A 21,869-nucleotide genomic window follows, 5' to 3' on the forward strand; every position below is an offset into this window, starting at 1 on the left:
TTTTAATTGCTTGCGTTCGAGGAAACTCGAAATGCTAGCGAGAAGGACTGCATTCGATAATACGAAAATTCTTGGAATTGCAAAGAACTTCCATCGAGCACACGGCATGCTATTTCGCATTCCATGCCGAATCGTCAAAGTGTGGGAAAAGAGGCGTGTTTCGCGCATTCAGCGAGCGGCGTTCGATATGCTTTCGATGAGGGCGTCGAACGAAAGCAGCCACTCGCCTTCCCCGGACGAAAGCCGACACGCTCCCGCCGCAAGGGCCTCGTCGACTTCGATGGGCCATGCGAACGCGAGACCCATGGCCCGCGTCGCCGCTTCGTCGCCGGCCGACAGATGGAGCTGAGCCCCCAGCCCCGGGTCGATTTGCTTGCGCAACTCATCGACGACGATCGCAACGCGCTGATCTGCCGGCATGCGCACGGCTATTCGTTGCAAAGCAGCCTCCAAAGCAGCATCCAACACCGGCTCGAGGCGAGCCAGCAGCGCTTGCCGGCAAGAACGGTAGGCGGCTTCCAAGGCAACGGCTCGACGCAGCAATGCGGCATCACTGTCGCGGCGACGCTGCGCCTCATCGCGCACAATGCGCGCTTCGTGTTCTGCCGCCGTACGATGCGCACGCTCGACGACGGCGTCCGCGGTCCGTCTTGCCGCCTCCAAATACGCGGCAAGCTCATGCAGTTGTGCCACTTCACTCGCTCGATAGATTAGCTGCACGGGCCAAGCATCGAGTCCTGGTGCGCGCGAAATGCGGCGGGCGACGAAAGTCATTGCGAAACTAGCCGGCTGCGGCGTGGGTAGCGGCGAGCCGCCGAGCTGTTGCAAGGGCGACGGCCAGGCAGAGCCCAACATCGATGCGAGCGATCGCGAGCGGAGCCGTGGCAACCGGTTCGGGCGGATCGCCGGAACAGGAATGTCCGCCGGCGGCGCACGCGATCGTCGAGGGCTCTTCGCCGTGCCGTTCATCGGGCGAGCGCATCATCAGAAGGCGGCCGGAGATATCGGGCCATTGCATCGCGGCTGCCTGCTGCAATAGGCGCAAGCCTGCCGTGCGTGCGTCGTAGGCGGTCGTGGTGCGCGATTCGACGATCCGCGACTCGAGGCAGTTGACGTCTCGATAACGAAGCGCGCACTGCCACAACGGATCGTGCGTCGGCCAACGCCTGGGTGGGCCTTCGCAGCCGCGAGCGAAACGCCATCCTCCCGAGGCACGCAGCACCGCGATCCAGCCGAGCACGCCTGCCAGTTCACGAAGCAGAGCCGGCGAGAAGCTGACGAGCTGCAACCAGCGCGGGTCCGGCGGCGCGTCCCACTCTCGTTCGAGGCCGAACGCGCCGATCCAACCGCCAAAGACAAGACGCGCGGCCGGACTACCTGCGGGCGCGACTGGCGCTCCGTATCGAAGATGCCAACCGTGATCGGCCCAATGCCAAGGTTCGAACCAGAATCGCGGCCAAGCAGTGCTCATGTTTTTTGCCGCCAGTACAGGACGCAAGCCGCCGCGCCGAATAGGAGCGCAAGGAGCGCCGGCACACCGACGAACAGCCACACCGGCCGACGCGACGACACCAGCGCCGCTGCGACCGCCCCAGAGCCTTCGTGCTCGGTCACGAGGACCACCGCGATCCGGCCGTCGTCTTCGCCGGCCAACCCCGGCACGCCGTTCTTGACGAACCGCACGATGCCAGGCACGAGCGGAGCCAGGTCGATGTTGCTTCGATGCTTGATCAGCAGCGAAGCCGATGCCGGCGTCAGCGGCATGCCGGGCGCGGGCCGCTCTTGCGGCACGACGCGAGCGCGCGCCGCCACGACGCCGTCGATGTCGAGCATCGTGTTTTCGATTTCCTTCTCGAGCCCATGGATGTAGCGTGCACGGTCTTCGAGCGGCGTCGACATCGCGCCCTTCTTGCCGAAAGCATCAGGGAGCCGCGAACGCGCGTGTCGCGGCAACCCCGCGTCGCGCAGCGCCGCGATGGCATCGACGAAATCGGCGTCGGCCACCGAGAGCACGACGCCCTCCTTGCCCTGCCTGCGCGCGACGGCGATGCCGCGCTGGCGCAGGGCCGCTTCCGTTTCGTTGGCGCTTTGCATGTCCGGCGCAATATGCAGATCGATGCGCTTGGAGCACGCGCAAAGCGCCAGCAGGACGGCGGTCGCAATCGCACGACGCCGGCAGCGCGCGGCGAACGGCCGGCGCGTCATGCCGCCGTGACCAACTGCTTGAGTCCCGCGGCGGTCGCGCCGACGACTCGCGCCGCGCACATGACGTCGATCTGGTAGGCGGCCATGAGGCGCGCCTGCCTGTGCATGGCAAGCACGACCTCGGGGCCCGACGCACCGTGCGCGTGCGCATGGGCGATTTGGCCAGGCAGCTCGGCTGCGCGTCGACGGCCGCGCTCGATTTCGTCGAGGCCGCGCACGAGCATCTGCAAAGCCGGGGCTTCATCGATCGATGTCAGCGCGTCGGCGAAAGCCGCGCCCGCCAAGACGCCAGCGTCCGTGGATGTTCCGGATAACGGCGGCGAGAAAAGTCGAAGACGGTCCACGCGTTGCCTCTTCGGCCTTCAGGGCTTGAGCTGCGCTGTCAGTTGACGAAGCGAATTGACGAGCTCGGTCGTCATCCGGCCGTGCGCCGATTCGAGTGCGTTGCCCGCGTCGACTCGCCGCTTCTCGAGCGCGAACTCGAGACCCGCCCGCATCGTTTCGTCCACCGCATACACCTGGCCGACGCTGCGCGCGGCCATCGATTGCAAACTGTCGATCATCATTGAACCTCCAACCCATCCGTCGATGACGGATGCATGCTCGAGTTCATGCATCCGCCGATGTCATGCCGAATCTGCCTTAGAACTGAATGCCCTGGGCCGCCTTATGGACGGCGTTTTGCACCTTGTTGCCCGAATCGAGGTGCCCGCTCGCGATGCTGTTCGCGGTGTCGGCCAACATCTTTTGAATATTGGCCTCCGTTTGCATTTCCATCGTCTGCAATTGCGTTTCCTGCTGACGTCGCAACAGGCCCTGCATTTGATCCAGGGCCTTCGCGGAATCGGCACCGGCGGCATGCGTCGACGCCGCCGATTGCGACGATCCCGAGATCGCCGAGACGACCGTACCGGCCAGCGACGCCAACGCGCCGACCGTCTGCAAAGCGGGAACAACGGCTGCAATGGTCATGATGGACCCCCTTGACGAAAGAGAAAACTCGGCACTCTTCCGACGCCGGCGCGATACCGGCGCGGAATTGGAGCGTTAGTAACGGCAGATGACGGAGCGGTTCCGCATAGCGGCGAAACACTTCGGCCGATCGCGCGAGCCCGATCCGGCGCGGCGATCCAAAAGGCGAGCTGAACGGCGAGCCGAACGTAATGTCGTCCGATTTTTATATCAAAATTGACGCACGAGAGCGCGACGTCTCGATCATTGCGCCATTGCAGCTTGATCGAGGCTCGATCCAACATGATTTCGACGCTTTCGGATGGGACCCGTCGCTTTGCCGGCGCTGACGCGTCTGTCGAATTCGACGACTGGTACCGCGCGCACCGGCAGGCGATCTACCGGTTCATCGCGCGGCGCGTGCGAAGCACCGAGGACGCGGAGGACATCCTTCAGTCCACCTACCTCGGCGCCTGGGAGAATCGCGCGTCGTATCGCGGCACGGCGCAGCCCAGGACATGGCTCATCGCCATCGCGCTAAACGTGGCGCGCAACCACGTGAGCCGCGCTTCGGATTATCGGTTCGTCGTCGAGCGCATCGACGACCACGAGGAAGCGCTCGTCGATACGCGCGGTCCCGAACTGCGCCTGTCAGTCAAACAGAGCCTCGCCAGATTTCTCGAATTCGCGCAGTCTCTGCCGCCAGAGCAGCAACGGATGATCGAGCTGCTCTTTCTCGACGACGTCAGCTATGTCGAAGTCGCCGCCATGCTCGGGATCCCCGTCGGCACGGTTCGCTCGCGACTTTCGAGGTTGCGCGCCAAGTTCGAGAAGCACTTTGCCTGAGCTGCGAGCAAGCCCGGCTCGATCGATCGCCCGGCCGGCCGCGCTCGCACATTCCACTTCTTTTCTCTCTCGTCGACCATGGACATCAATCTCACGGAACTTCAACTGCTACGCGCGATGCAGCACGCCGATCGCGTCCGCCACTCGATGTCGCCGACCGACGTCCGGCAGTGGCAGCGCTACGTCGAAGCATTGCGCGGCGTCTCGCTCGCGAACTGGAGCGCGACGACGGACGTGCAGATGCGGTTCGCGCTGCTGCGCAGCGTATTGAACGAGATCCGCTGAACATGGCGCTGGCGCACGACATGACGCGTTCCCTGCCGCGCTGGTCAGCCTGGTGGCTCGCCGCGATTGTCGCCGTCTTGCTGGTCGCTCCATTCGGCATGACGGCCGGGATCGCAAGCGCGACCGAATCGACGCATACAGCCGGCACGGCAAGCGCCGGTCTGTCGGCGCCCTATGCCTATCGGGCAACGAACCGCTCGCCGCTGGAGATATTGCGGCACTTCGCCGGCGATCACGCTCTTTCACTGCGTGTCGCGCCAGCGGCGAACGGCCGCGCGCCAGTAGCATGGAACGGTGCCCGTCTCGACGGCTGGATTCGCGCGGAAAGCGGACGCGACTTTCTCGAACAGCTCGCGAGCGCCCACCGATTCGATTGGTTCGTCGCCAACCGGACGCTGTATGTCAGCGCGCGCGCCGATTCGATCGTCGAGCGGATCCCACTTCACGGCATCCCGGCCGAGACGGCGCGGGCAGCGCTCGCGGCCGTCGGGCTTTACGACGAACGCTTCGGCTGGGGTGCGCTGGCCGCGCAAGACGCGGTGCTCGTCTCCGGTCCTCGCGAATATGTCGCGCTCGTGAGGCGCTTTCTCTCCGTTCGATCCGCGCAGAGCGCGGCCGCGGCGCGCGCGGAGCCGATGATCTTCCCGCTGCGCTACGCGCCCGCGACGGACGCGGACGGCTTCGATGCAGGCGACCGAACGAGACCCGGCGCCGCGTCGATCATCCGGCAGCTCGTCGGTCGCGACGCAGCCGACGACGCCCCGGCCTTTTTCATGCCGTTGCTCGAACCGGCGTCCGCGGCCGGTGCCCGCCAGCCAGCGTCCGCGAGCGTCGACGGGCTCGCCCACTTGTTCGGCGTCTCGCCGCCCTTGCCGGCTTTGCCGCCGCTGCCGTCGTCGCGCTCCCCGTCGATGCGGCTCCCGGCGACGCGCGCAACGGCCGCGCGCGACGCCGATGCCGTCGTGATTGGCGACGAGCGCAGCAACACCGTCATCGTATGGGGCGATCCGGCGTTGCGCGGCCCCCTCGAGCGCATCGTCGAAGCGCTCGATCAGCCCATGCCGATGGTCTCGATGGAAGTGCTCGTGCTCGAGACCGACGATGAGACGTTACGTTCACTCGCGCAAGGCCCCGCGCACCGCTGGGCCGACGCGGACGAAATCGACACCGAACGCTCGAGAGCCGGTTTCGACGCGAAGCTATCGCATGCGCTCGAGGCTCAACGCGCCAAGGTGCTCAATCGCCAGACCCTTGTCGGCTTCGCCAATCAACACGTCACGCTCGCTCTCGGTGCGGAGGAATCGCATCGCCGCTCGCCGTTGCGCGGGGGAGACGCCGCCGGGGAATTCGACGACAACGCCAGCGGCCGTGCAGGTCATCGCGGCGACGCGCTCGATCTGGTCGCCCGCCCGTTGCCGGCGCAGCCGTCGGGGCCTTCGGCCATTGCCGTCGATGTGAGACTCCTCATGGCACAGCCGACCGGCCTGCCCGGGCAAGAGTGGAGCACCACGACGAGCGTCCGGCTGAGAACGGCCGTCGCCCTCGAAGGCGGCGGCGCGCCGCGGCTCCTCACGAGCTACCCCGTGGCGACGTCGCGCGACCGGCAGCGCGCGATTTTCATCAGCGCCGGCGCGCTCTAGTGGCGCACGGACACGGCCAACACCACGGATAACCGCCAGCACGACGCGACGAACCCCGAACCCATGCTCGAACTCAGAATACTCAGCGGCCTGCATCGCGGAGCCGCCTTGCCGCTCGATGGCGACTCGATCCGCCTCGGCAGCGGGAGCGCGAACGACATCATCCTGACCGACCCAGGCATGCCAGAGCATGGCATCGAGCTTCGCAGGCAAGCCGAAGAAGGATGGACCTTGCGCCGTCTCGACGAAAGCCATGAGTCGGCCGCCGCGATCGGCGCCGGGATGCAGATCGAGGTCGGTCCCGTGCTCGTCGGATTCGCCGAGGAGAACGATCCCTGGCGCAGCGATGCGGCGCTATCGATCTCGATCGATGGTGCTGCGGCTCCAAACCGGACGGCCGCGCGGCTAGCGAGCCTCGCCGCGCTCTTCGCATTCGCTGCTGCGGCGGCGCTGGTCGCCATCCTCAGTGGGCCCGCCGCCAATGGCTCCGTCGCCCCTCAATCGGCCAGCCGCTCCGGCGGGCAGGACGCCGCGGCCGCGGCGTCGCGGCCCGCCGTGCGCGAAGTGCGGGCCGTCCTCCATCCGGCACCCGCGAGCGCCGCCTCGCCGCCGTTCGGCGTCGTCAGCGTGCGCGGCGGCGCTCACGGGTTCATCGTGACCGACGACGGGCACGTGCTCGTGCCGGGCAACGTCCTGAGCCAATTCACGCTCGACCGGATCGAGTCGCACCGCATTGTCTTCTCCGGTCCACATCCTGCCGAACTGTCATGGTGACACGCGATCTGACGCCCTTCGGGGTCACCGTTTCACGTCTCCCGCCGACGCTCGACGTCGAACCGCGGCTCGCCGCGTGGACCGCGTCCGCGCGCCGACGCCTCGACAGCGCCTGCCCGATCGAGGCGTTCGGCCGCATCGAGCGCGCGAGTGCCACGCTGATCGTCGCACGCATGCCCGGGGCCCGGATCGGAGATCTCTGCGAACTGATCGGTTCGCCACGCGGCGGCGCCGAGCCAATGCTCGCGGAAGTCGTCGGGATCGACGGTCCGCACGCAAAGCTCGCTCCGCTCGCGTCGACCGACGGCCTCGCCGCGAATGCGCTCGTACACTCGCTGCGCAAGCCGCATGAAGTCGCCGTCGGGGCGGGCCTCATCGGGCGCGTGCTGGACGGATTCGGGCGTCCGCTCGGCGAACCCTGCATCGAGTCGGTCTCCGCCTGCCCATGCAGACGCGTGCCCGTGCTCGCCGACGCACCCCTCGCAAGCTCGCGTCCGCTTATCGCCGAGCGCGTGACGACGGGTGTGCGCGCGATCGATGCCCTGCTGACGCTCGGACGCGGCCAGCGGGTCGGCCTGTTCGCGGGCCCCGGGTGCGGCAAGACGACGCTGCTCGGCGCGCTCGCGCGCGGGATCGAGGCCGATATCGTCGTATTCGCGCTCGTCGGCGAGCGGGGCCGCGAGCTCAACGAATTCGTCGAGCGTGAAGTCGATACCGCGCTCGCCGCGCGTTCCGTCGTCGTCTGCGCGAGTGCCGATCGTGCGCCGATGGAGCGGGTCCGCGCCGCATTCACCGCGACGGCCATCGCCGACGGCTTTCGCGCCGAGGGAAAGCAGGTGCTGCTGCTCGTCGATTCGCTGACGCGCGTCGCCCGCGCGCAACGCGAAATCGGCCTCGCCGCCGGCGAGCCGCCCGGGCGTCAAGCATTGCCGCCCTCCGTCTACTCGATGCTCCCGCGTCTCGTCGAACGAGCGGGGAATACGCCAAGCGGTTCCATTACGGCGATCTACACCGTGCTCGTCGAATCGGATGCGTCCGACGCGATCGCCGAGGAAGCGCGGTCCTTGCTCGACGGACACCTGGTGCTCTCGCATGAGCTCGCCGCGAAGGGTCATTTCCCCGCGATCGACATTCTCGCGAGCCTGAGCCGCACGATGAACGCGGTCGTCGACGAGGCGCAAAGGCGCGATGCCGAACGTCTGCGAGCGCTGCTTGCGCGCTATCACGAGCTCGAGTTGCTGCTGGCGCTCGGCGAATACGAGGTGGGCCACGACGATCAAAACGACGAGGCCATAGCGCGGCATCCTCGCCTCATCGAATTTCTGCGGCAAGACCTCGGCAGTCCGTCTTCCTGGAACGACACACTGGAGCGATTGGATGCCGCACTCCGTCGCTGAGATTCATTGCTGGCGAGCCCTGCGTGCACGCAACGAGGCGCGCTTGATCCGAGCACGCCAAAGCGTGGCGGCGGCCGCGCGCGCGTCAGCAGCCGCGCTCGCCTCACTCGATGCGGCGCGCGCCGCATTCGAGCAAGCCGCGCACGAAGCGAGCGAGCGGCGGCGCGAGATCGAACGCGGCATGCGTGCGCGCCGCGACTTCCTTCAGCGCGCCGACTTGTATCGCGCCACTGACGCTTACGCGAGCCTCGAGCGGATGAGAGATGCCGCTCGCGCGAAGCTCGCCGACGCTCGGACGGCTCATGACAATGCGTGCCGGACGCTGGAAGACGCGCGGGCAAGGCTGGCTCCGCTGCTGCGCCGCCGCGAGAAATATCGATTGGCGCTGAGCCGACTCCGTGTTGGAGTCGCATCATGAGGACGACCGGCTATCGACGGCTCGCGCCACGACGCGTCGATACGGCAACGCTGTCGGCGCGCCGCCTGCTGCGGACGTATTGGACCGAGCTCGCGCTCGAAGACGGCACGATCACCCGGTGGCATTTGTCCACCGATCGTGCGCAGTGCACCGCGCACGATCCCGGCCTGCCGGTGTCGACGCGCTTCGGCCCGACGATCTGGCTCGACTATCGCGCGCTGTTGCTAGCCCTCACGGGCATCGACATCGACGCCGCACCCACTCCATCCGCGCGCACCGCATTCGTCCGTTATGCGGTCGCGTCGCTACCTGAATCGCTATTCACCGCCCTCGGCGAGCCGCTCGTCGAAGGCGACGCGCACGGCCTGCCTCCTGACGCGCCGATCGTCGCGAGCCTGCGCTGTGAAACGAAATCGATCCGCCTCGCGATGCGGCTCCTGATCCGCGCGGACGCTTTGCTCGCGTTGATCGAACATGGGCCATGGCGTCCCGCACCGACGACGCCGCCCGCCTGGCTGATCGCGCTTCCAAGTCGCACGCGCGTCGTCGCGGGCGAGCTGACGCTGCCAGCCACGCGATTCTCGCAGCTACGACGCGCCGACGTGATCGTCCTGCCTGACAGCGCATTCGACGTTGCAGGCAACGGTCGGATTCGCATCTTCGATCGTCTTGCCGAGGTCCGGTGGCTCGACGACCGCCATTGCTTCGAGGTTCAACGAATGTCGCCAGAAGACACCCCCTCCCCTCCGGCTCACCACGCCGAGACAGCGCCGGCCGACGCCGGTGCCGACATGACCGCTCTGCCGGTACGCCTTTCGTTTTCGCTCGGCGCATTGTCATTGCCGATGGGCGAAGTCGCGGCCATTCGCGCCGGTACCGTGCTGCGTCTCGAAGGTGCCTTGCCGCCGAGCGTGCGCATCGAGGCAAACGGTGTGCCGCTCGGCTACGGAGAACTCGTCGACCTCGATGGCCGGCTCGCCGTCGAAATCGTCGAATGGCCGCGGGTGGATTCCGGGCCGCAATCGCCATGACATTCGACCAGCATCCGCTCGGCCTGCTCGTTCTGTTGGGCGTCCTATCGCTGTTGCCGCTGATCGCGATCACGACGACGTCCTTTCTTAAGATATCGGTCGTGCTGATCCTCGTTCGACATGCGCTCGGCGTGCAGCAAGCGCCGCCCACGATGGCGCTCAACGCGATCGCGCTCGCCGTCACGATGTTCGTCATGGCGCCGACGTTCGAGGCGTCCTTCGCGATCGCGCGCGGCGGGGCACCGCAATCGACGGGCCGCGAGCAAGTGGCCTATGCGCTCGCCGTCGCGGAGCCTCTACGCCAGTTCATGTTGCGCAATACGCGGCCCGAGCAACGCGAGCGCTTTCTCGACATCGCGCGCCGTGGCTCGCCCGCCTCGACGAAACCATCCGCGCGCGCCGACGACTGGAGCATCCTTGTACCGGCTTTCGTCGTATCCGAGCTTCAGGCGGCATTCGAGATCGGCTTGCTCCTTTTCGTGCCATTTCTCGTCGTCGATTTGCTCGTCTCGAACGTGTTATTGGCGATGGGCATGCAAATGGTGCCGCCGATCATGGTTTCGCTGCCGCTCAAGCTGCTGCTCTTCGTCGTCGCCGACGGCTGGGGCAAGCTGCTGCACGCGCTCGCGATTTCTTACCGGAGTTGAGCCCTTGTCCGAGACACTCATGCTTCTCGAGCAGTCACTCTTCTTCGCGCTCAAGGTCTCGCTCGTGCTCGTGCTGGGAGCCGCCTGCGCGGGAATCGCGACGTCGGTCGTGCTGACCGCGTTTCAGATCCAGGATCAGGCGTTGCCGTTCGCGGTGAAGCTGATCGTCGTGTGCGTGGGGCTCGCGGCCGCGGCCCGGTCGGTCGGCTACGAAATGCTCGGCATCGTCGAGCAGGCGTTCGCGCTCGTGGCCTCGTCGGGTGTTTCGCCATGATGATCGAGTTCGCGGCCGTCGCTCTTCCCTACGTCCTCTCGCTCGGCCTCGCCGCCGCGCGCTGGGTGCCGGCGCTGATACTCGTTCCCGCTTTCTCGCCGCAAGCGTTGTCGGTATCCACGCGCGGCGCCATCGCCCTCGCGCTCGCCCTGCCTGTCGCACCGTCGATGCTGCCCCTGCTCCAAGCAGCGCCACCGCCATCGGTGCTGCTCGCCCTCCTTGCGGGAAAAGAGCTCGCCCTCGGTTTCCTCCTTGCGGTGACGCTCGCGATCCCCCTATGGGCCATCGAAGCAGTCGGCGTCTATGTCGACTATCAGCGCGGCGCCAATCCCCAAGCGCTCGACCCAGCCGCATCGCCCGACGCGTCGACGACAGCGCTTATCCTGCAGCGGGCGTCGTGTGTCTACCTGATGCAGGCGGGCGCCTTTCATGCGCTGCTCGGCGCGGTCTATGCCAGCTTTGCCGTTTGGCCGCCGCTCGAGCTTGTGCCTTCGTTCCCGGACAACCTATCGCAAACGGTCGAGCCGCTCTTGCGCGCCCTTGTCGGTTTCACGGCGACGCTCGCGCTGCCTTATTTGCTCGCGCTCGGTCTCATCGAGGGCTCCTTCGCACTGCTCGCGCGCGCGAATCCGCGCTTTCCCGCGTACGTGGCCGCGCTGCCGTTCAAAAGCGTCGCGGCGCTGTTGCTCGTCGCGTTGAGCCTGCCAACGGCGCTACAAGCCGTGCATGACGTCGTCGCCGGCCAGGCCGGCGCAATCGATCGAGCCGCTCGAGACGCCACCTCGAAATGAGCGAAAAACCTCTTCCGCCAACCGAAAAGCGGCTGCGGGATGCTCGCGACAAGGGGGACGTACCGCGCAGCGAGCCGCTCACGGCGTGGTTCGCCATGGCGTTGGCCATCGAGGCCGTGTTCGCCTCGCTCGACATCGCTTGCGGCGCGTTGTTGGACATCATGCATTCGACGTTCGACGCGCTCGAGGAGCCTCACATCGTCGTTGCCGTTGCGCGATCAGCGACGAACGGCGCGCGACTCCTCGCGAGCGCGCTTGCCGTCGTAGCCGGCTCCGCCGTGATCGGCGCTATCGTCGCGGCATGGGTAAGCGGGGGCGGCCTTCGCTTTGCCCCGAAAGCGTTGAAGCCTTCGTCAAAGCGCATGAACCCGCTGACGCACTTTAGACAGATGCTTTCGGCAAAGTATCTGATCGACGTCCTGTTGTCACTTATCACCGCGCTCGCGATCGGTCTCGTCGCGTACGCCGCTCTCGTCCATCGGATGCCGCTATTCCTCGCCATGCTCGACTGGCAATCGGCCGAACACGGCTGGCGAGCGGGCATCGATACCCTGCACGCGCTGGTGCGCACGCTGCTCGCGGTATCGGTCGCGCCGGCGGCCATCAGTGCGCTCGTCGCCAAGCGCCACTACCTGCGCCGGTTGCGCATGTCGTATCACGAGGCGAACGAGGAGCTCAAGCAGACTGCCGGCGATCCCCTCGTGCGCGCACGTCAACGCGCGTCGCGGCTCGAATCGGCAACGGCAGTGCAACCCGTCGATACCAACACGATGACGGGCTGCGTACTCGTCACGAATCCCGAGCACCTCGCGGTCTTGCTCTACTATCAAGGCGACGAGCGGGCGGCCCCGGTCATCCTCGAGAAGGGCGCCGGCGCCGCAGCCGAGCGCATGGCCGAGGCCGCTGGAACGCGGAACGTGCCCATCTTCCGCTTCAGAAAGCTTGCCCGCCATCTCTACGAGCATGGCACGACGAACTCGATGATCCCGCCCGACTGCTACCGGACCATCGCAATCGTCTATCGGCTCGCCGACGAAATGCGATCGCTAGGCGTGCGCGCCGTCGATCCGGTCGAAATCGACGATGCGCTCTTCGATGATGGCGTTCCAACCGTCGATTTCGCGAGCTCGGATTGCGGTGCGGGCTGAGGGGCGATGCCGCGGCCGGCTCACCGCACAGGTTATTGTCCCTCCGTTGCCGACTCGTTGCTGTCCACCTTGAGCATGCCGATCGAGCGCACTCGCTGCGTCGCCGTCAGTTCCGTATAGCTGAGCACGTGCAGATCGAACCAAGTGTCACGAACCAGTTGACGCAGCGGGCGCCGCAGCTCCTGCGCCGTCAGGATGACGGGAGCCGAGCGATGCCGGCCGGCCGCGGCCGCGAACGTCCTGGCCTGCATGGACAGCGACTCCAACGTCTCGTGGTCCACGGCAAGGACGGCTCCCTGCGCCGTTTGCCGCAGCGAAGCGCGCAGCTTGTCCTCCAGATCGCGTTCGAGAAGCAGCGCGTAAAGTACACCGTTCTCGGCGAATTCCTGGCAGATCTGACCGGAAAGCGCCTGGCGTACATGCTCGGCCAATATCGGCGATTCCTTTTCCCGCGGAGCCCAACTCACGAGTGTTTCGACGATCTGCTTCACGTTGCGCAACGAAACGCGCTCCGATACGAGGAGGCGCAGCACTTCGGCGAAACGAGGCAGCGACAGTGCCTGCGCGAGCTCCTTGGCGGCGGCCGGCATCTCGCATTGAAGCCAACCGAACAAGAGCTGCGCCTCATGAACGCCTACGAACTGCGCCGCGTGGCGTTGCAAAAGCTGCGCGACGAGCCGCGAGAAATATTCGATGGCGCCGATGCTCTCATTGGCGACGGATTCTCGAGAGGCAAGACGTGCTCGCTCGACCCACACGGCGCCTTCGATGAGCGGGTAGGTCTGGCGCTGAGCGTGAGCGCGAAGCGATTCGTCGAGGCTCTTTTCCGACACGCAGAGGCAGTCCCACCGTAGCCACCCGTGCGCCGCGACGACCTCCTGAACGGCGATTTCGTAGGCATCGCCGTCGAGTCGAGCCACCCCCTGGAACTCGAGCTGGGGCACGGTCAAGCCGTAGCGCATCACGACCTCATTGCGCGTGCGGCGCACCGCGCGGATAAGCGCGGCAAAGCGTTCGTCGCGCGAGATCGCGGGCGAGAAAGAGACGACGATCTGGCGGATCGGGATGATCTCGCGCACATCGTACTCGTCGGGAATCGGCATTTCGGCACGCCCCAAGCTCGCGGCCGAAGCCGCGCTCGCCGCCCCGAGCCCCGCCTGGGACGCGGTGGCGACGCGCCGGCGCGCGGCCGCGTCGCGACGCAGGCGTGCCGCCCCCGCGAGCAACAGCGCCGCCGCGAGTGCAACGAACATAGGCCATGGCATACCTGGCACCACGGCGAACAGAGCGGCGATGCAGCCCGCGATAATCCAGGCCGCTGGGGCCGCACGAACCTGCTCGACGATTTCGCCGCCCACCGTCCGCGACCGCGCCGCGTCCTCGCCGCCGCGCGTGATCAACACGGCTGCGGCGATCGAAATCAATAGCGCCGGTATTTGCGCCACGAGCGCGTTGCCGATCGTCAGAATCGCGTAGCGCTGCAAGGCGTCGGCGAGGGCGAGGCCGTTCTGCGCGACACCGATCGTCACGCCGGCGGTCAAATTCACGAAGACGATGACGAATCCCGCGAGCGCATCGCCTTTGACGAACTTCATCGCGCCATCCATCGCGCCGTGCATGCGGCTTTCCCGCGCGAGCTCGCCGCGCAGCTGCTGCGCCGTCTCCGGTCTCGCGAATCCCGCACGCACATCGGCATCGATCGCCATCTGTCGGCCCGGCATCGAGTCCAGCGAGAAACGCGCGGCGACTTCGGCCACGCGTTCCGCGCCTTTCGTAATGACGAGGAACTGCACGACCGCAACGACGAGAAAGACGATCGCGCCGACGACGACGTTGTCGCCCGCAACGAACCGGCCGAAGGTTTCCACGATCGCGCCCGCGTCCGCGGAGAGCAGGATCGAGCGACTCGTGCTGATCTCGATTCCGAGACGAAAGAGCGTGGTGAACAACAGCACCACTGGAAAGCTCGAGAACGCGACCGCGCTCGGCACGTAAAGCGCCAGAGCGACCAGCAGCACGGCTGCGGTGACATTGACTGCGATCAGCGCATCGATGACGAGCGTCGGCAATGGCAAGACCATCATGAATATCACCAGCGCAACGAGAACGGCGACGACCGCATCGCTGCGCTCGCCGATGCGAGCGAGCCAGCGGCTCGCCGGCTCGAAGACGCGCGCGGCCCATTCGAAGGCGGGAACGTGCGCCCTCATCGTTCGGCGGTGACCGGAATCAGCCACGATTCAGGTATTTGTCTTCGATCGCCGCACTACGCGCAGCCGACGTTTGATAAGCAGCCAAGCGTGCCTCGGCAGCGCTGTCGCCGGCGGTCGCGAGCGCCGCCGCGAGCTGCCGCGGGTAGTGGAAACCCGCTTCCGCCAGCACCGCATCGGTCAGATAGACGGCCGCGCCGCGATTCGTATATGTCTCGCCGGGCGCCAACGTGTCGAAGCCGCCGATTGCGCGAACCATGTCGTACGTCAGCTTGCGCTCGAACTCGACGTCTCGCACTCCGAGCGAGCTCAAATACCGCATCTCGCCGTCGCGCATATAGATCTCCTTCGCGGCGGCAGACACGGGTTGACGCGACGCTCCTTGCGCGATCGTATCGGCGGGCACATGGCTGTCGAGCATGATTCGCCAGATCGCTGGCGCGTCCGCCGCCGAATCGATGACCGGCATCCGATCGAACAAGTGGCGGAACGTGGGACTCTTGTGGTAAAGGCGCCGATAGAAGTCGATCACCGTCTTGGCGTCGGAGGCTGCTACCTCGACCGAGGTGCTCGGGTCGGCAAAGAATCCGAAGTTGCGCGCAAACTTCGCTTCGAATTCATCCATCAAGAAAAAGATATCGTCCTCCCCCGCCGCGACGTCGAGCACCGTTTCTCTCGCCCCGCGCACGGTCACACGCGAAGTGACCGGCACACCCTCGACGAGACTGTCCTCGGGCACCGACCGCGGCTTGCCGTCCAGCAACGGATCGAGATAGCGGTTCTCCGCATGCGCCGCATGCATGGCTGTGTCGCGATGGTATTCGATCGTTTCGCGCGGCTCCATGCCGGGCAGCGAGTTCTGCCGACGATACATGACTTGCTCGGCGAATGCATAGCCGCCCTCGCTGAGGATCTTGTCGGTCAAATAGACGACCGGGCCCCGGTTCAGCATGTCGAGCATGCGCTCGGGATCGCGCGCTTCGGTCAGCGCATGGATCGTTTCATGCAGATAGATCTGCTCCCGGGACATCGGCCGAAGCCCGCTTGCCGTCATGTATTCCATGGTCTCGAGCGTCTCGTCCCTCGGCATGTAGATCCGCTTATGTTCGAAGTCGGTATAAGCCTTCGTCGGCGAGCCAAGCGGGCCGACCTCACCGACCCGTACCTCCCATTTTGTGAAGGCGTTGCGCGTGTTGTTGCTCGCGCGGCCATTCACATCGTCGAACCGGTTCACGAGTCGTCTGAACGTAGGACTCCTGTCGTACAGTTTGCGGCAAAACGCTTTGAAGTCGAACGCCGAAGCCTGCGAGCCCGCCGATCGATATTCGAAGTTCGAATCGAAAATTCGGTCGAAGTGGCGCGGCTCCAGACTGTTCGCCCTTTTGACGATATCCTTGACGCTGTTGACCGTCAGTCGCGCTTCGGGATCGGCACCACGAATCGCGGTTGTGTCGCCGCTCATGCGCTCGACCGGTTCGTTACGCGGCCTCAGCTTGCCCGACAGCGGATCGCGTTCGAGCGGCGCGCGCGTGTGCAGGCGACGGCCCGAGCGCCATCCCACTTCGTAAGAGGCGTCGCCATCGCTCGTCACCGGCACGATGCGGTTCTCATACTCGAGATGAACCACGTCGTAGTCGCGCCATTTGACATGTCGTTCTCCGTTGCGAACACGCTTCGCGAGGCTTCGATGAACGAGGGGAATGTCGCCGTCCTCGACAGCGATGTCGACCGGATCCGCCGCGGCGTCGACCATGAGCGGATGGGTGGTGACATCCACCATCGAACCATCGAGTCGCGATACGACATGCCTCATTTTCGGAACGACAGGATGCGTGCGACGCAATGCGGCGGCATCGCCGCCAGCCCCCATGCCCAAGTCGAACAGATCGATGCCGAGGAAGAGGACCCCGAACGCCGCACGCGCCGCGTCGTGATGACGCACTCCCTCTTCGATGTTATAGATCGGCCCTGCGACGGGTACCATGTTGATCCAGGTCTCCGCCCCCCTCACCCACGCACGGTGCGATTCCGTCTCCGCTTGCAGGCCGCTCGCGATCCGCCGCACCTCCTCACCCAGCGCTTGCGCGGTAGGGCGCAGGTCTTTCGCCCACAGGTTCTCGCGAGCTCTCGCGACGACCCACGCATCGGTTGCGAGGCCTTCGTTGAACCGCTCTTCGGCACGCTGCAGCTCGTCGCGCGGCACGATCTGGACGTCCGCGGCCAGCCTCATCCGCGATCCGACGAGCCCACTCCAGTCGGCCCGATCGAGAAACTCGTCGATCCGATCGCCATACGCAGTCTTCGTCAGATTCGGGTTGTCCCCCGCGATGACATAGTTGCGCGACTCGTCGATCTCGTCGTCGGTCAGGCCGTGTCCGCGCAAGATCTCGGCCGCGGCCTCGTGGCGAGCGAACCGCGGGGCCGCGCCGAACACCGCGAGCAATCGCTCGTTGCCATACGCGATCAGCGCATCCAGGCGCGACCGCTGGTCGTTGCCGGGGCTCATCAGTTCGATACCGTCAGTGCGGGCGAGATGGGCCGCATACAGAAGCCGTGGATGATAGGGATAGGAGCGATCCGCGGCCCAATCCCGCTCTGCCTGTTGAAACGCCTTCAGCAAGGCCGCAGGGCTCTCGAATCGCATCGGGGACGGCTTGCCGCGATAGCTTTGCAGGCGAAGCAGCGCCGTGGCGAGCGAATGCTCCGGCGTACCGATCGGGTAAGCGGTGCTTTCGCCCATTTGCGTGAACTTCTTTTCGAGGAGGCGCCGCTTCTCTTCGACAGTAAGCAAAGCGAACGCAGGATCGGCCGATATGCTCGGCAGGGCCGCCAGCTCATCGAAAGTTTTGTGCCGTGCGTGACGAATCGCGAAGCCGTCGAAAAACGGCGTCTTGTGCCCGGTCTTTGCGGGAGGTGCGGCGAGCGCGTCCAGCGCGCGCCGCTTCGCATAGTCTTCTCGCAACGCCGCGACGAACTCCGATCGCAACGTGGCAAGCGGAACTGTCGCCGCGGACCCGCCCTGGCCGGCACCGGCGCCCTTTCGCAGCTGATGGTAGAGCACGGCAGCGATGTCGATGACGCGCTCGTCTTCAAGCAGCGAAGGATCGAGGCTCAGCTCGAACTCGGGGGAAATCGGTCGATGGTCGTGGTCGGAAACGGCGCGAAGCAGCTGGCTCGGGCTCTCGGTATAGAGTACCGCCTTTTCGAGATCGACCCATTCGCGCAGCGTCGAGTCGATTGCCTGCCGCTGCAGGGCTTCGCCTCGCGCGCCTGAAGCCGAGGCGGAGTCGCCAGGCGGGACAGCGACGCGGACCAGTTCCGTCGCGGTCTCGGTCGCGATGGAGCGGCGCAGCCTGTCCGCTATCGCGCGGTCGGCCCATTGGTGGCGCTCGGGGGGCACGCCGCCCGCATCGGAACGTTCGACGGCGGGCTCGGCCGCAGCCGTTTCCTGATCGACCTCCTCGAAATTTGCGTTCGACGCCAATCCCGACGCGGACGCTCCTGTGATCGCAATGCGCATGCTGACTCTCCTTGTTGACACCCGCCTGGGCGGATCGAAACGGAGCCGCAACAGTGCTTCAAATCCGTTCGGTCGATGCGAGGCGGATCTCAATTCCGGACGAGATTACGTCGTGAATAACGTGCTCAGGTGCCGCCGAGCTGTGCTCGACGCTCAACGCTTTGTCTCCGAAGGCCGGGCGCCGTCGAGATCGGCGAGCGCCCCGGACAGCGCAGTGGACAGGACAGCAAGAATTGAGCGCGCTTGCGGCAAGATGGATGGCAGTACGTTGGCATCGCAAAGCTTCAATGCGCGCTCCGCGTCATGCAGCACCACGATCGCCTCCTCGGCGCCACGAAAGAAAGACGCCGTGCCCTTCATGCGATGCAACGCGCCAGCCGCGTTTGCGTACGCTCCCGCGGCAAGGTATGCGTCGAAATCGCTCATGGTGTTGTCGAATTCCGCGAGTGCGCGGACGATCAAGCATCGCAAGTCCGCGCGCTCGTATAGCGGGAGAAGCTCGCACAGATCGAAGTGAATCGCTGCGTGCCCCGTTTGCTCATTCCGGCGTCGCGACATCGTGGTTTGACTCCTTCCACTTTTCGAACAGGCGGACGAACTTTTCACGCGTGATCGGCTTGGTCAGATATTCATCCATGCCGGCCGCGCGGCATGCGTCGCGGTCTTCGATCGTTGCATTCGCGCTGATCGCGACGATCGCCGTGCGCGCCACGGCATGGCCCCGACACCGCTCGCCGGCTTCGCGAGCCCGGATGCGTCGTGCCAACTCGTAACCGTCCATGCCCGGCATGTGGCAATCGAGGAACAGGAACGTGGGGCGGAGCCGCTCCCACGAGGCGTATCCGGCAATGCCGTCGGACGCCTCGCTCGCGGGCACGCCGAGCAAGGCGAGCTGACGCACGATGATGTCGCGGTTCATCTCGTTGTCTTCGACGACAAGCGCCGCACCGACGCCGCGGTTGCCGCCGCAGCTATACGGCACGCTTGGCAAGCCAATCTCGTCCAAAGCGGCAGGCGAGATCCCTGCGTCGGCGAAATGAGAACGACGCGGATCGACTCGCTCCATGGCATCGACGAATTCGTCGATGGACCGCACGCGCCGCTCGAGGCGCCCTGGTGCGCTGACGACGATCGCTCCGGCCGGCTCGAGGGCGATGTCCACATCATATTCGGCGCAGTCGCCACGCACGCGCACCACAGCCATCTTCGCGAGCATCGCGCGGATCGACGCCGCCATCGCCCGTACCGGCACAGCGACCCGCGCGCGCATCGGCGAGAGGTTCGGCCAACGACGAACCGTTTCCCCCCATTCCATCGGCACGCGCACGCCAATGCGCGTGCCGACGCCGACGACGCTCGCGACGTCGATCGTGCCGCCCATCGCGTCGACGAGCCGCTTGACGATAGAGAGCCCCAGCCCCGTACCGCCATAGCGGCGCGTCGTCGAACTGTCCTGCTGCGTGAACGGTGTGAAAAGCCGCGATCGATAATGTTCGGCAATGCCCCGCCCCGTGTCGGCCACGACCAGCTCGAGCTGGCTGCGCCCGCGTTCGAGCCAGTGCCGCAACTCGACGAGCACATGACCGTCATCCGTAAAGCGGATAGCATTGCTGAGCAGGTTCGTGACGATTTGATTGAGGCGCGCCTCATCGCCGACCACGTATCGGTCGAAATGAGGCATCGCGGCCAGATGGACCGGCAAGCGCTTGCGATCGGCGAGCGGCGCATGAAGTTCGACCGCCGCGCCGACGAGGCCGAGGATGTCGAACGGCAATGCGTCGAGCGAGATCGCACCCTGCTCGAGCTTCAGGTAGTCGAGCGTGTCGTCGATCACGCGCAGCATCAGCCGGCCGGCGCGCTGCGCGGTCTCGATATGGCGCCGCTGCTGCTCCGAGAGCGTCGTGGTTTCAAGCAAGTCCAGCACGCCGATGACACCGTTCATCGGCGTACGAATCTCATGACTCATCATCGCGACGAATGCCGACTTCGCGCGATCGGCCGTCTCGGCACGCTCGCGCGATGCGATTGCGTCGAGACGCGCGGCGTCGGCCGCATGGCGCGCCGCCCGCGTGCGCCAATAGGCCATGAGCAGCGTCGAAAGCACCGTGACGACGATTGCCGCGGCGCAAACCGAAAGCAGAATCACCATGCTCTTGTCGTAGCCGATTTGCAGCGAGACGTGGCGCGAACGGCTAGCGAGGCGCGCCAGCTCGCGCGGAGTGTGAGACGTCAGATAGCGGTCAATCATGTCGGTCAGCACGGCATTGCTCGCGGCCGTGGCGAAGCCGATCCGCTCGACGCCGGCGATGGCGGCGTCGGTGCTCAAGCGGCCATAGGGGTAGCGGTCGCGCAGATCGTCGGCCGCGATGGTGTTCACGAGCGCCGCGTCGGCATTGCCGGCAAGTACGGCGCGCAGCGCATCGACGGCGCGCTCGCGCGGGACGATCGCCGCGTCGGCCCAGGCGTCGCCGGGCACTACTTGCCGCAGACGCCATGCGTTCGCTGCGATGCGACCCGGCGGCGCCGCCGCATCGCCGAATCGGACCAGAGACCACGGAAAGGTGTCGTACGGTCCAGTCAAAACAAGATCCCGCGGCTCCGTTGCCGAGGAGCCGAGTGGAAACGACGCCGCGAGATCGATCGCCCCTTCGCGCAGCGCGTCGGCCAACGTTTGTGCATCGCCGATCAGCACCGGCTCAAAGCGGATATGCGCAATCGGCGCCAGACCTTTCAGCAGCGTGGCGCCCACCCCCTGCCACTCGCCTTCTTCGTCGAGGAAGTCGTAAGGACGGTGAAGCCGCTCCATACCGACACGAACGACGGGGTGAACGCTTGCCCAGGCGCGCTCCTCGTCGGTCAGAGAGAAGGTCCGCACGGGCATCGCCGGCATCGAAGACGGTAGCGGCTGCAGTTCGATCTCTCGCCGTTGCGCCGGAGAAAGCCGCGCAAGGCCGCGCGCGATGAAGGAAGCCGCGGCGAAATTCTCTCGATGCGCGATGAAGCAGAGCGGCACGGCGAGTTGCAACGGTACGGATTCGAGCGCGTGAAGACCCCGCGTTTGAATGATTTCCGCGTTTGCTTCGTGAATGCCGACGAACGCGTCGACGCTCCCGCGCGCCACCATCCGCACGCCGCTTCGTAGACCGTCGGCCTCGACGATTTCGGAGCCAGGCAGCCACGGCTTCACAAAGCGGCCACTTTCGCCCTGCTCTATCGCCACCCGCAGCCCCGCCAGGTCGTCCAACGCGCGAGGCTTCGCACGCTCGCGCCTGACGACTGCGCCGGCCCGCGGCAACGCATAAGGATCGGAGACCCAATAGCGCCTGTCTTCGACCGCAACCGTGCACCGTGCGGGCAAGATGTCGATGCGGCCGGCGTCCAATGCAGCCAACGCCGCGCCGATCGAGGCGAAGCGGCGATAAACGAGGATGACGCCGTGGGGATCGGCGATCGCATGCAGCGCACTGGCCGCGAAGCCATGCCGTATGCCGAAACGGTCGACGTGGTCGAGGAGGCTTTCATCGCCGGTGTAGGTGCCGACGCGCAGGACGTTCGCGAAGTCAGCGGTCCCAACTCCGTTGCCGAGTGCGGTCGCTGCCGCCGAATCAGCGGTCACTCGCGCATTGGGGATTTCGGTGCGGGTCGCGCTGATCGCGGTGCCGGCACCGGCCGTCGCGCCAACGCTGGCGGCGAAGGCAATCGCGGCTAGAAGACGTAGCAGCATCGGTGGTC

At 65.9% G+C, this 21,869-nt stretch carries 21 protein-coding genes; 10 read left to right on the plus strand and 11 right to left on the minus strand.

Going from position 1 to position 21,869, the window contains the following annotated elements; translation table 11 throughout:
* Positions 1–168: 168 nt before the first annotated feature.
* The 6 genes from AB4Y31_RS18045 to AB4Y31_RS18070 all read right to left on the minus strand — a co-directional run bounded on the left by AB4Y31_RS18045 (position 169) and on the right by AB4Y31_RS18070 (position 3,177).
* Positions 169–693: a hypothetical protein gene (locus tag AB4Y31_RS18045; RefSeq protein ID WP_368675077.1), complete on the minus strand. Its 525-nt coding sequence runs from the start codon at positions 691–693 to the stop codon at positions 169–171.
* An 88-nt stretch (positions 694–781) separates the two neighbouring features.
* The gene (locus AB4Y31_RS18050) at positions 782–1,471 is read right to left on the minus strand and encodes a hypothetical protein (protein ID WP_368675078.1); all 690 of its coding nucleotides are present in this window, start codon (positions 1,469–1,471) and stop codon (positions 782–784) included.
* Positions 1,468–2,205 (minus strand): hypothetical protein, encoded by a 738-nt coding sequence (locus tag AB4Y31_RS18055; protein ID WP_368675079.1) that lies wholly within the window; start codon positions 2,203–2,205, stop codon positions 1,468–1,470. The genes AB4Y31_RS18050 and AB4Y31_RS18055 overlap by 4 nt, the downstream gene beginning before the upstream one ends.
* Positions 2,202–2,549 carry a hypothetical protein gene (locus tag AB4Y31_RS18060; RefSeq protein WP_368675080.1) on the minus strand — a complete coding sequence of 116 codons (348 nt, stop codon included), beginning with the start codon at positions 2,547–2,549 and terminating at the stop codon, positions 2,202–2,204. Before AB4Y31_RS18060 ends, AB4Y31_RS18055 begins: the two co-directional genes overlap by 4 nt.
* Positions 2,550–2,567: 18 nt before the next feature.
* The gene (locus AB4Y31_RS18065) at positions 2,568–2,771 is read right to left on the minus strand and encodes a hypothetical protein (protein ID WP_368675081.1); all 204 of its coding nucleotides are present in this window, start codon (positions 2,769–2,771) and stop codon (positions 2,568–2,570) included.
* 76 nt (positions 2,772–2,847) lie between these two features.
* On the minus strand, positions 2,848–3,177 hold the full coding sequence (locus tag AB4Y31_RS18070; protein ID WP_018438981.1) for a hypothetical protein: 330 nt from the start codon (positions 3,175–3,177) through the stop codon (positions 2,848–2,850).
* A gap of 282 nt (positions 3,178–3,459) precedes the next feature.
* On the opposite strand from AB4Y31_RS18070, the gene AB4Y31_RS18075 reads away from it, so the two are divergent.
* The 5 genes from AB4Y31_RS18075 to AB4Y31_RS18095 all read left to right on the plus strand — a co-directional run bounded on the left by AB4Y31_RS18075 (position 3,460) and on the right by AB4Y31_RS18095 (position 8,098).
* A complete protein-coding gene (locus AB4Y31_RS18075; RefSeq protein ID WP_368675082.1) occupies positions 3,460–4,002 on the plus strand; it encodes an RNA polymerase sigma factor in 543 nt (180 codons plus the stop codon).
* A gap of 78 nt (positions 4,003–4,080) precedes the next feature.
* Positions 4,081–4,287: a hypothetical protein gene (locus AB4Y31_RS18080; RefSeq protein ID WP_368675083.1), complete on the plus strand. Its 207-nt coding sequence runs from the start codon at positions 4,081–4,083 to the stop codon at positions 4,285–4,287.
* A gap of 20 nt (positions 4,288–4,307) precedes the next feature.
* Positions 4,308–5,927 carry a secretin N-terminal domain-containing protein gene (locus AB4Y31_RS18085; protein ID WP_368675084.1) on the plus strand — a complete coding sequence of 540 codons (1,620 nt, stop codon included), beginning with the start codon at positions 4,308–4,310 and terminating at the stop codon, positions 5,925–5,927.
* A gap of 63 nt (positions 5,928–5,990) precedes the next feature.
* The gene (locus AB4Y31_RS18090) at positions 5,991–6,701 is read left to right on the plus strand and encodes an FHA domain-containing protein (protein ID WP_368675085.1); all 711 of its coding nucleotides are present in this window, start codon (positions 5,991–5,993) and stop codon (positions 6,699–6,701) included.
* Complete coding sequence (locus AB4Y31_RS18095) at positions 6,695–8,098, plus strand: FliI/YscN family ATPase (protein WP_368675086.1); 1,404 nt, start codon at positions 6,695–6,697, stop codon at positions 8,096–8,098. Before AB4Y31_RS18090 ends, AB4Y31_RS18095 begins: the two co-directional genes overlap by 7 nt.
* 103 nt (positions 8,099–8,201) lie before the next feature.
* Here the strand turns inward: AB4Y31_RS18095 and AB4Y31_RS18100 are convergent, their stop codons facing one another.
* Positions 8,202–8,402 carry a hypothetical protein gene (locus AB4Y31_RS18100; protein WP_368675087.1) on the minus strand — a complete coding sequence of 67 codons (201 nt, stop codon included), beginning with the start codon at positions 8,400–8,402 and terminating at the stop codon, positions 8,202–8,204.
* A 110-nt stretch (positions 8,403–8,512) separates the two neighbouring features.
* On the opposite strand from AB4Y31_RS18100, the gene sctQ reads away from it, so the two are divergent.
* From sctQ to AB4Y31_RS18125, 5 genes are read left to right on the plus strand one after another with little or no spacing between them, the layout of a single operon-like run.
* Entirely contained in the window at positions 8,513–9,547 is a 1,035-nt protein-coding gene (sctQ, locus tag AB4Y31_RS18105) for a type III secretion system cytoplasmic ring protein SctQ (RefSeq protein ID WP_368675088.1), read from the plus strand.
* The gene (sctR, locus tag AB4Y31_RS18110; protein WP_368675089.1) at positions 9,544–10,194 is read left to right on the plus strand and encodes a type III secretion system export apparatus subunit SctR; all 651 of its coding nucleotides are present in this window, start codon (positions 9,544–9,546) and stop codon (positions 10,192–10,194) included. Before sctQ ends, sctR begins: the two co-directional genes overlap by 4 nt.
* Positions 10,195–10,198: 4 nt before the next feature.
* Positions 10,199–10,468, plus strand: a complete 270-nt coding sequence (locus AB4Y31_RS18115) for an EscS/YscS/HrcS family type III secretion system export apparatus protein (RefSeq protein ID WP_368675090.1) — start codon at positions 10,199–10,201, stop codon at positions 10,466–10,468.
* A complete protein-coding gene (locus tag AB4Y31_RS18120; RefSeq protein ID WP_368675091.1) occupies positions 10,465–11,259 on the plus strand; it encodes an EscT/YscT/HrcT family type III secretion system export apparatus protein in 795 nt (264 codons plus the stop codon). The genes AB4Y31_RS18115 and AB4Y31_RS18120 overlap by 4 nt, the downstream gene beginning before the upstream one ends.
* Positions 11,256–12,407, plus strand: a complete 1,152-nt coding sequence (locus AB4Y31_RS18125) for a flagellar biosynthesis protein FlhB (RefSeq protein WP_368675092.1) — start codon at positions 11,256–11,258, stop codon at positions 12,405–12,407. The genes AB4Y31_RS18120 and AB4Y31_RS18125 overlap by 4 nt, the downstream gene beginning before the upstream one ends.
* A 32-nt stretch (positions 12,408–12,439) precedes the next feature.
* Here AB4Y31_RS18125 and sctV read toward each other — a convergent pair whose 3' ends face one another.
* The 4 genes from sctV to AB4Y31_RS18145 form a co-directional block, all read right to left on the minus strand.
* Positions 12,440–14,617, minus strand: coding sequence for a type III secretion system export apparatus subunit SctV (gene sctV / locus AB4Y31_RS18130; RefSeq protein ID WP_368675093.1), 2,178 nt, complete (start codon positions 14,615–14,617; stop codon positions 12,440–12,442).
* 19 nt (positions 14,618–14,636) lie between these two features.
* The gene (locus AB4Y31_RS18135) at positions 14,637–18,137 is read right to left on the minus strand and encodes a hypothetical protein (RefSeq protein ID WP_368675094.1); all 3,501 of its coding nucleotides are present in this window, start codon (positions 18,135–18,137) and stop codon (positions 14,637–14,639) included.
* A 153-nt stretch (positions 18,138–18,290) separates the two neighbouring features.
* Positions 18,291–18,695 (minus strand): hypothetical protein, encoded by a 405-nt coding sequence (locus AB4Y31_RS18140; RefSeq protein ID WP_368675095.1) that lies wholly within the window; start codon positions 18,693–18,695, stop codon positions 18,291–18,293.
* Positions 18,676–21,861, minus strand: coding sequence for an ATP-binding protein (locus tag AB4Y31_RS18145; protein ID WP_368675096.1), 3,186 nt, complete (start codon positions 21,859–21,861; stop codon positions 18,676–18,678). Before AB4Y31_RS18145 ends, AB4Y31_RS18140 begins: the two co-directional genes overlap by 20 nt.
* Positions 21,862–21,869 lie beyond the last annotated feature (8 nt).

The organism is Trinickia sp. EG282A, assembly GCF_040965455.1.
In the GTDB taxonomy this organism is placed as follows: Bacteria; Pseudomonadota; Gammaproteobacteria; order Burkholderiales; family Burkholderiaceae; genus Trinickia; species Trinickia symbiotica.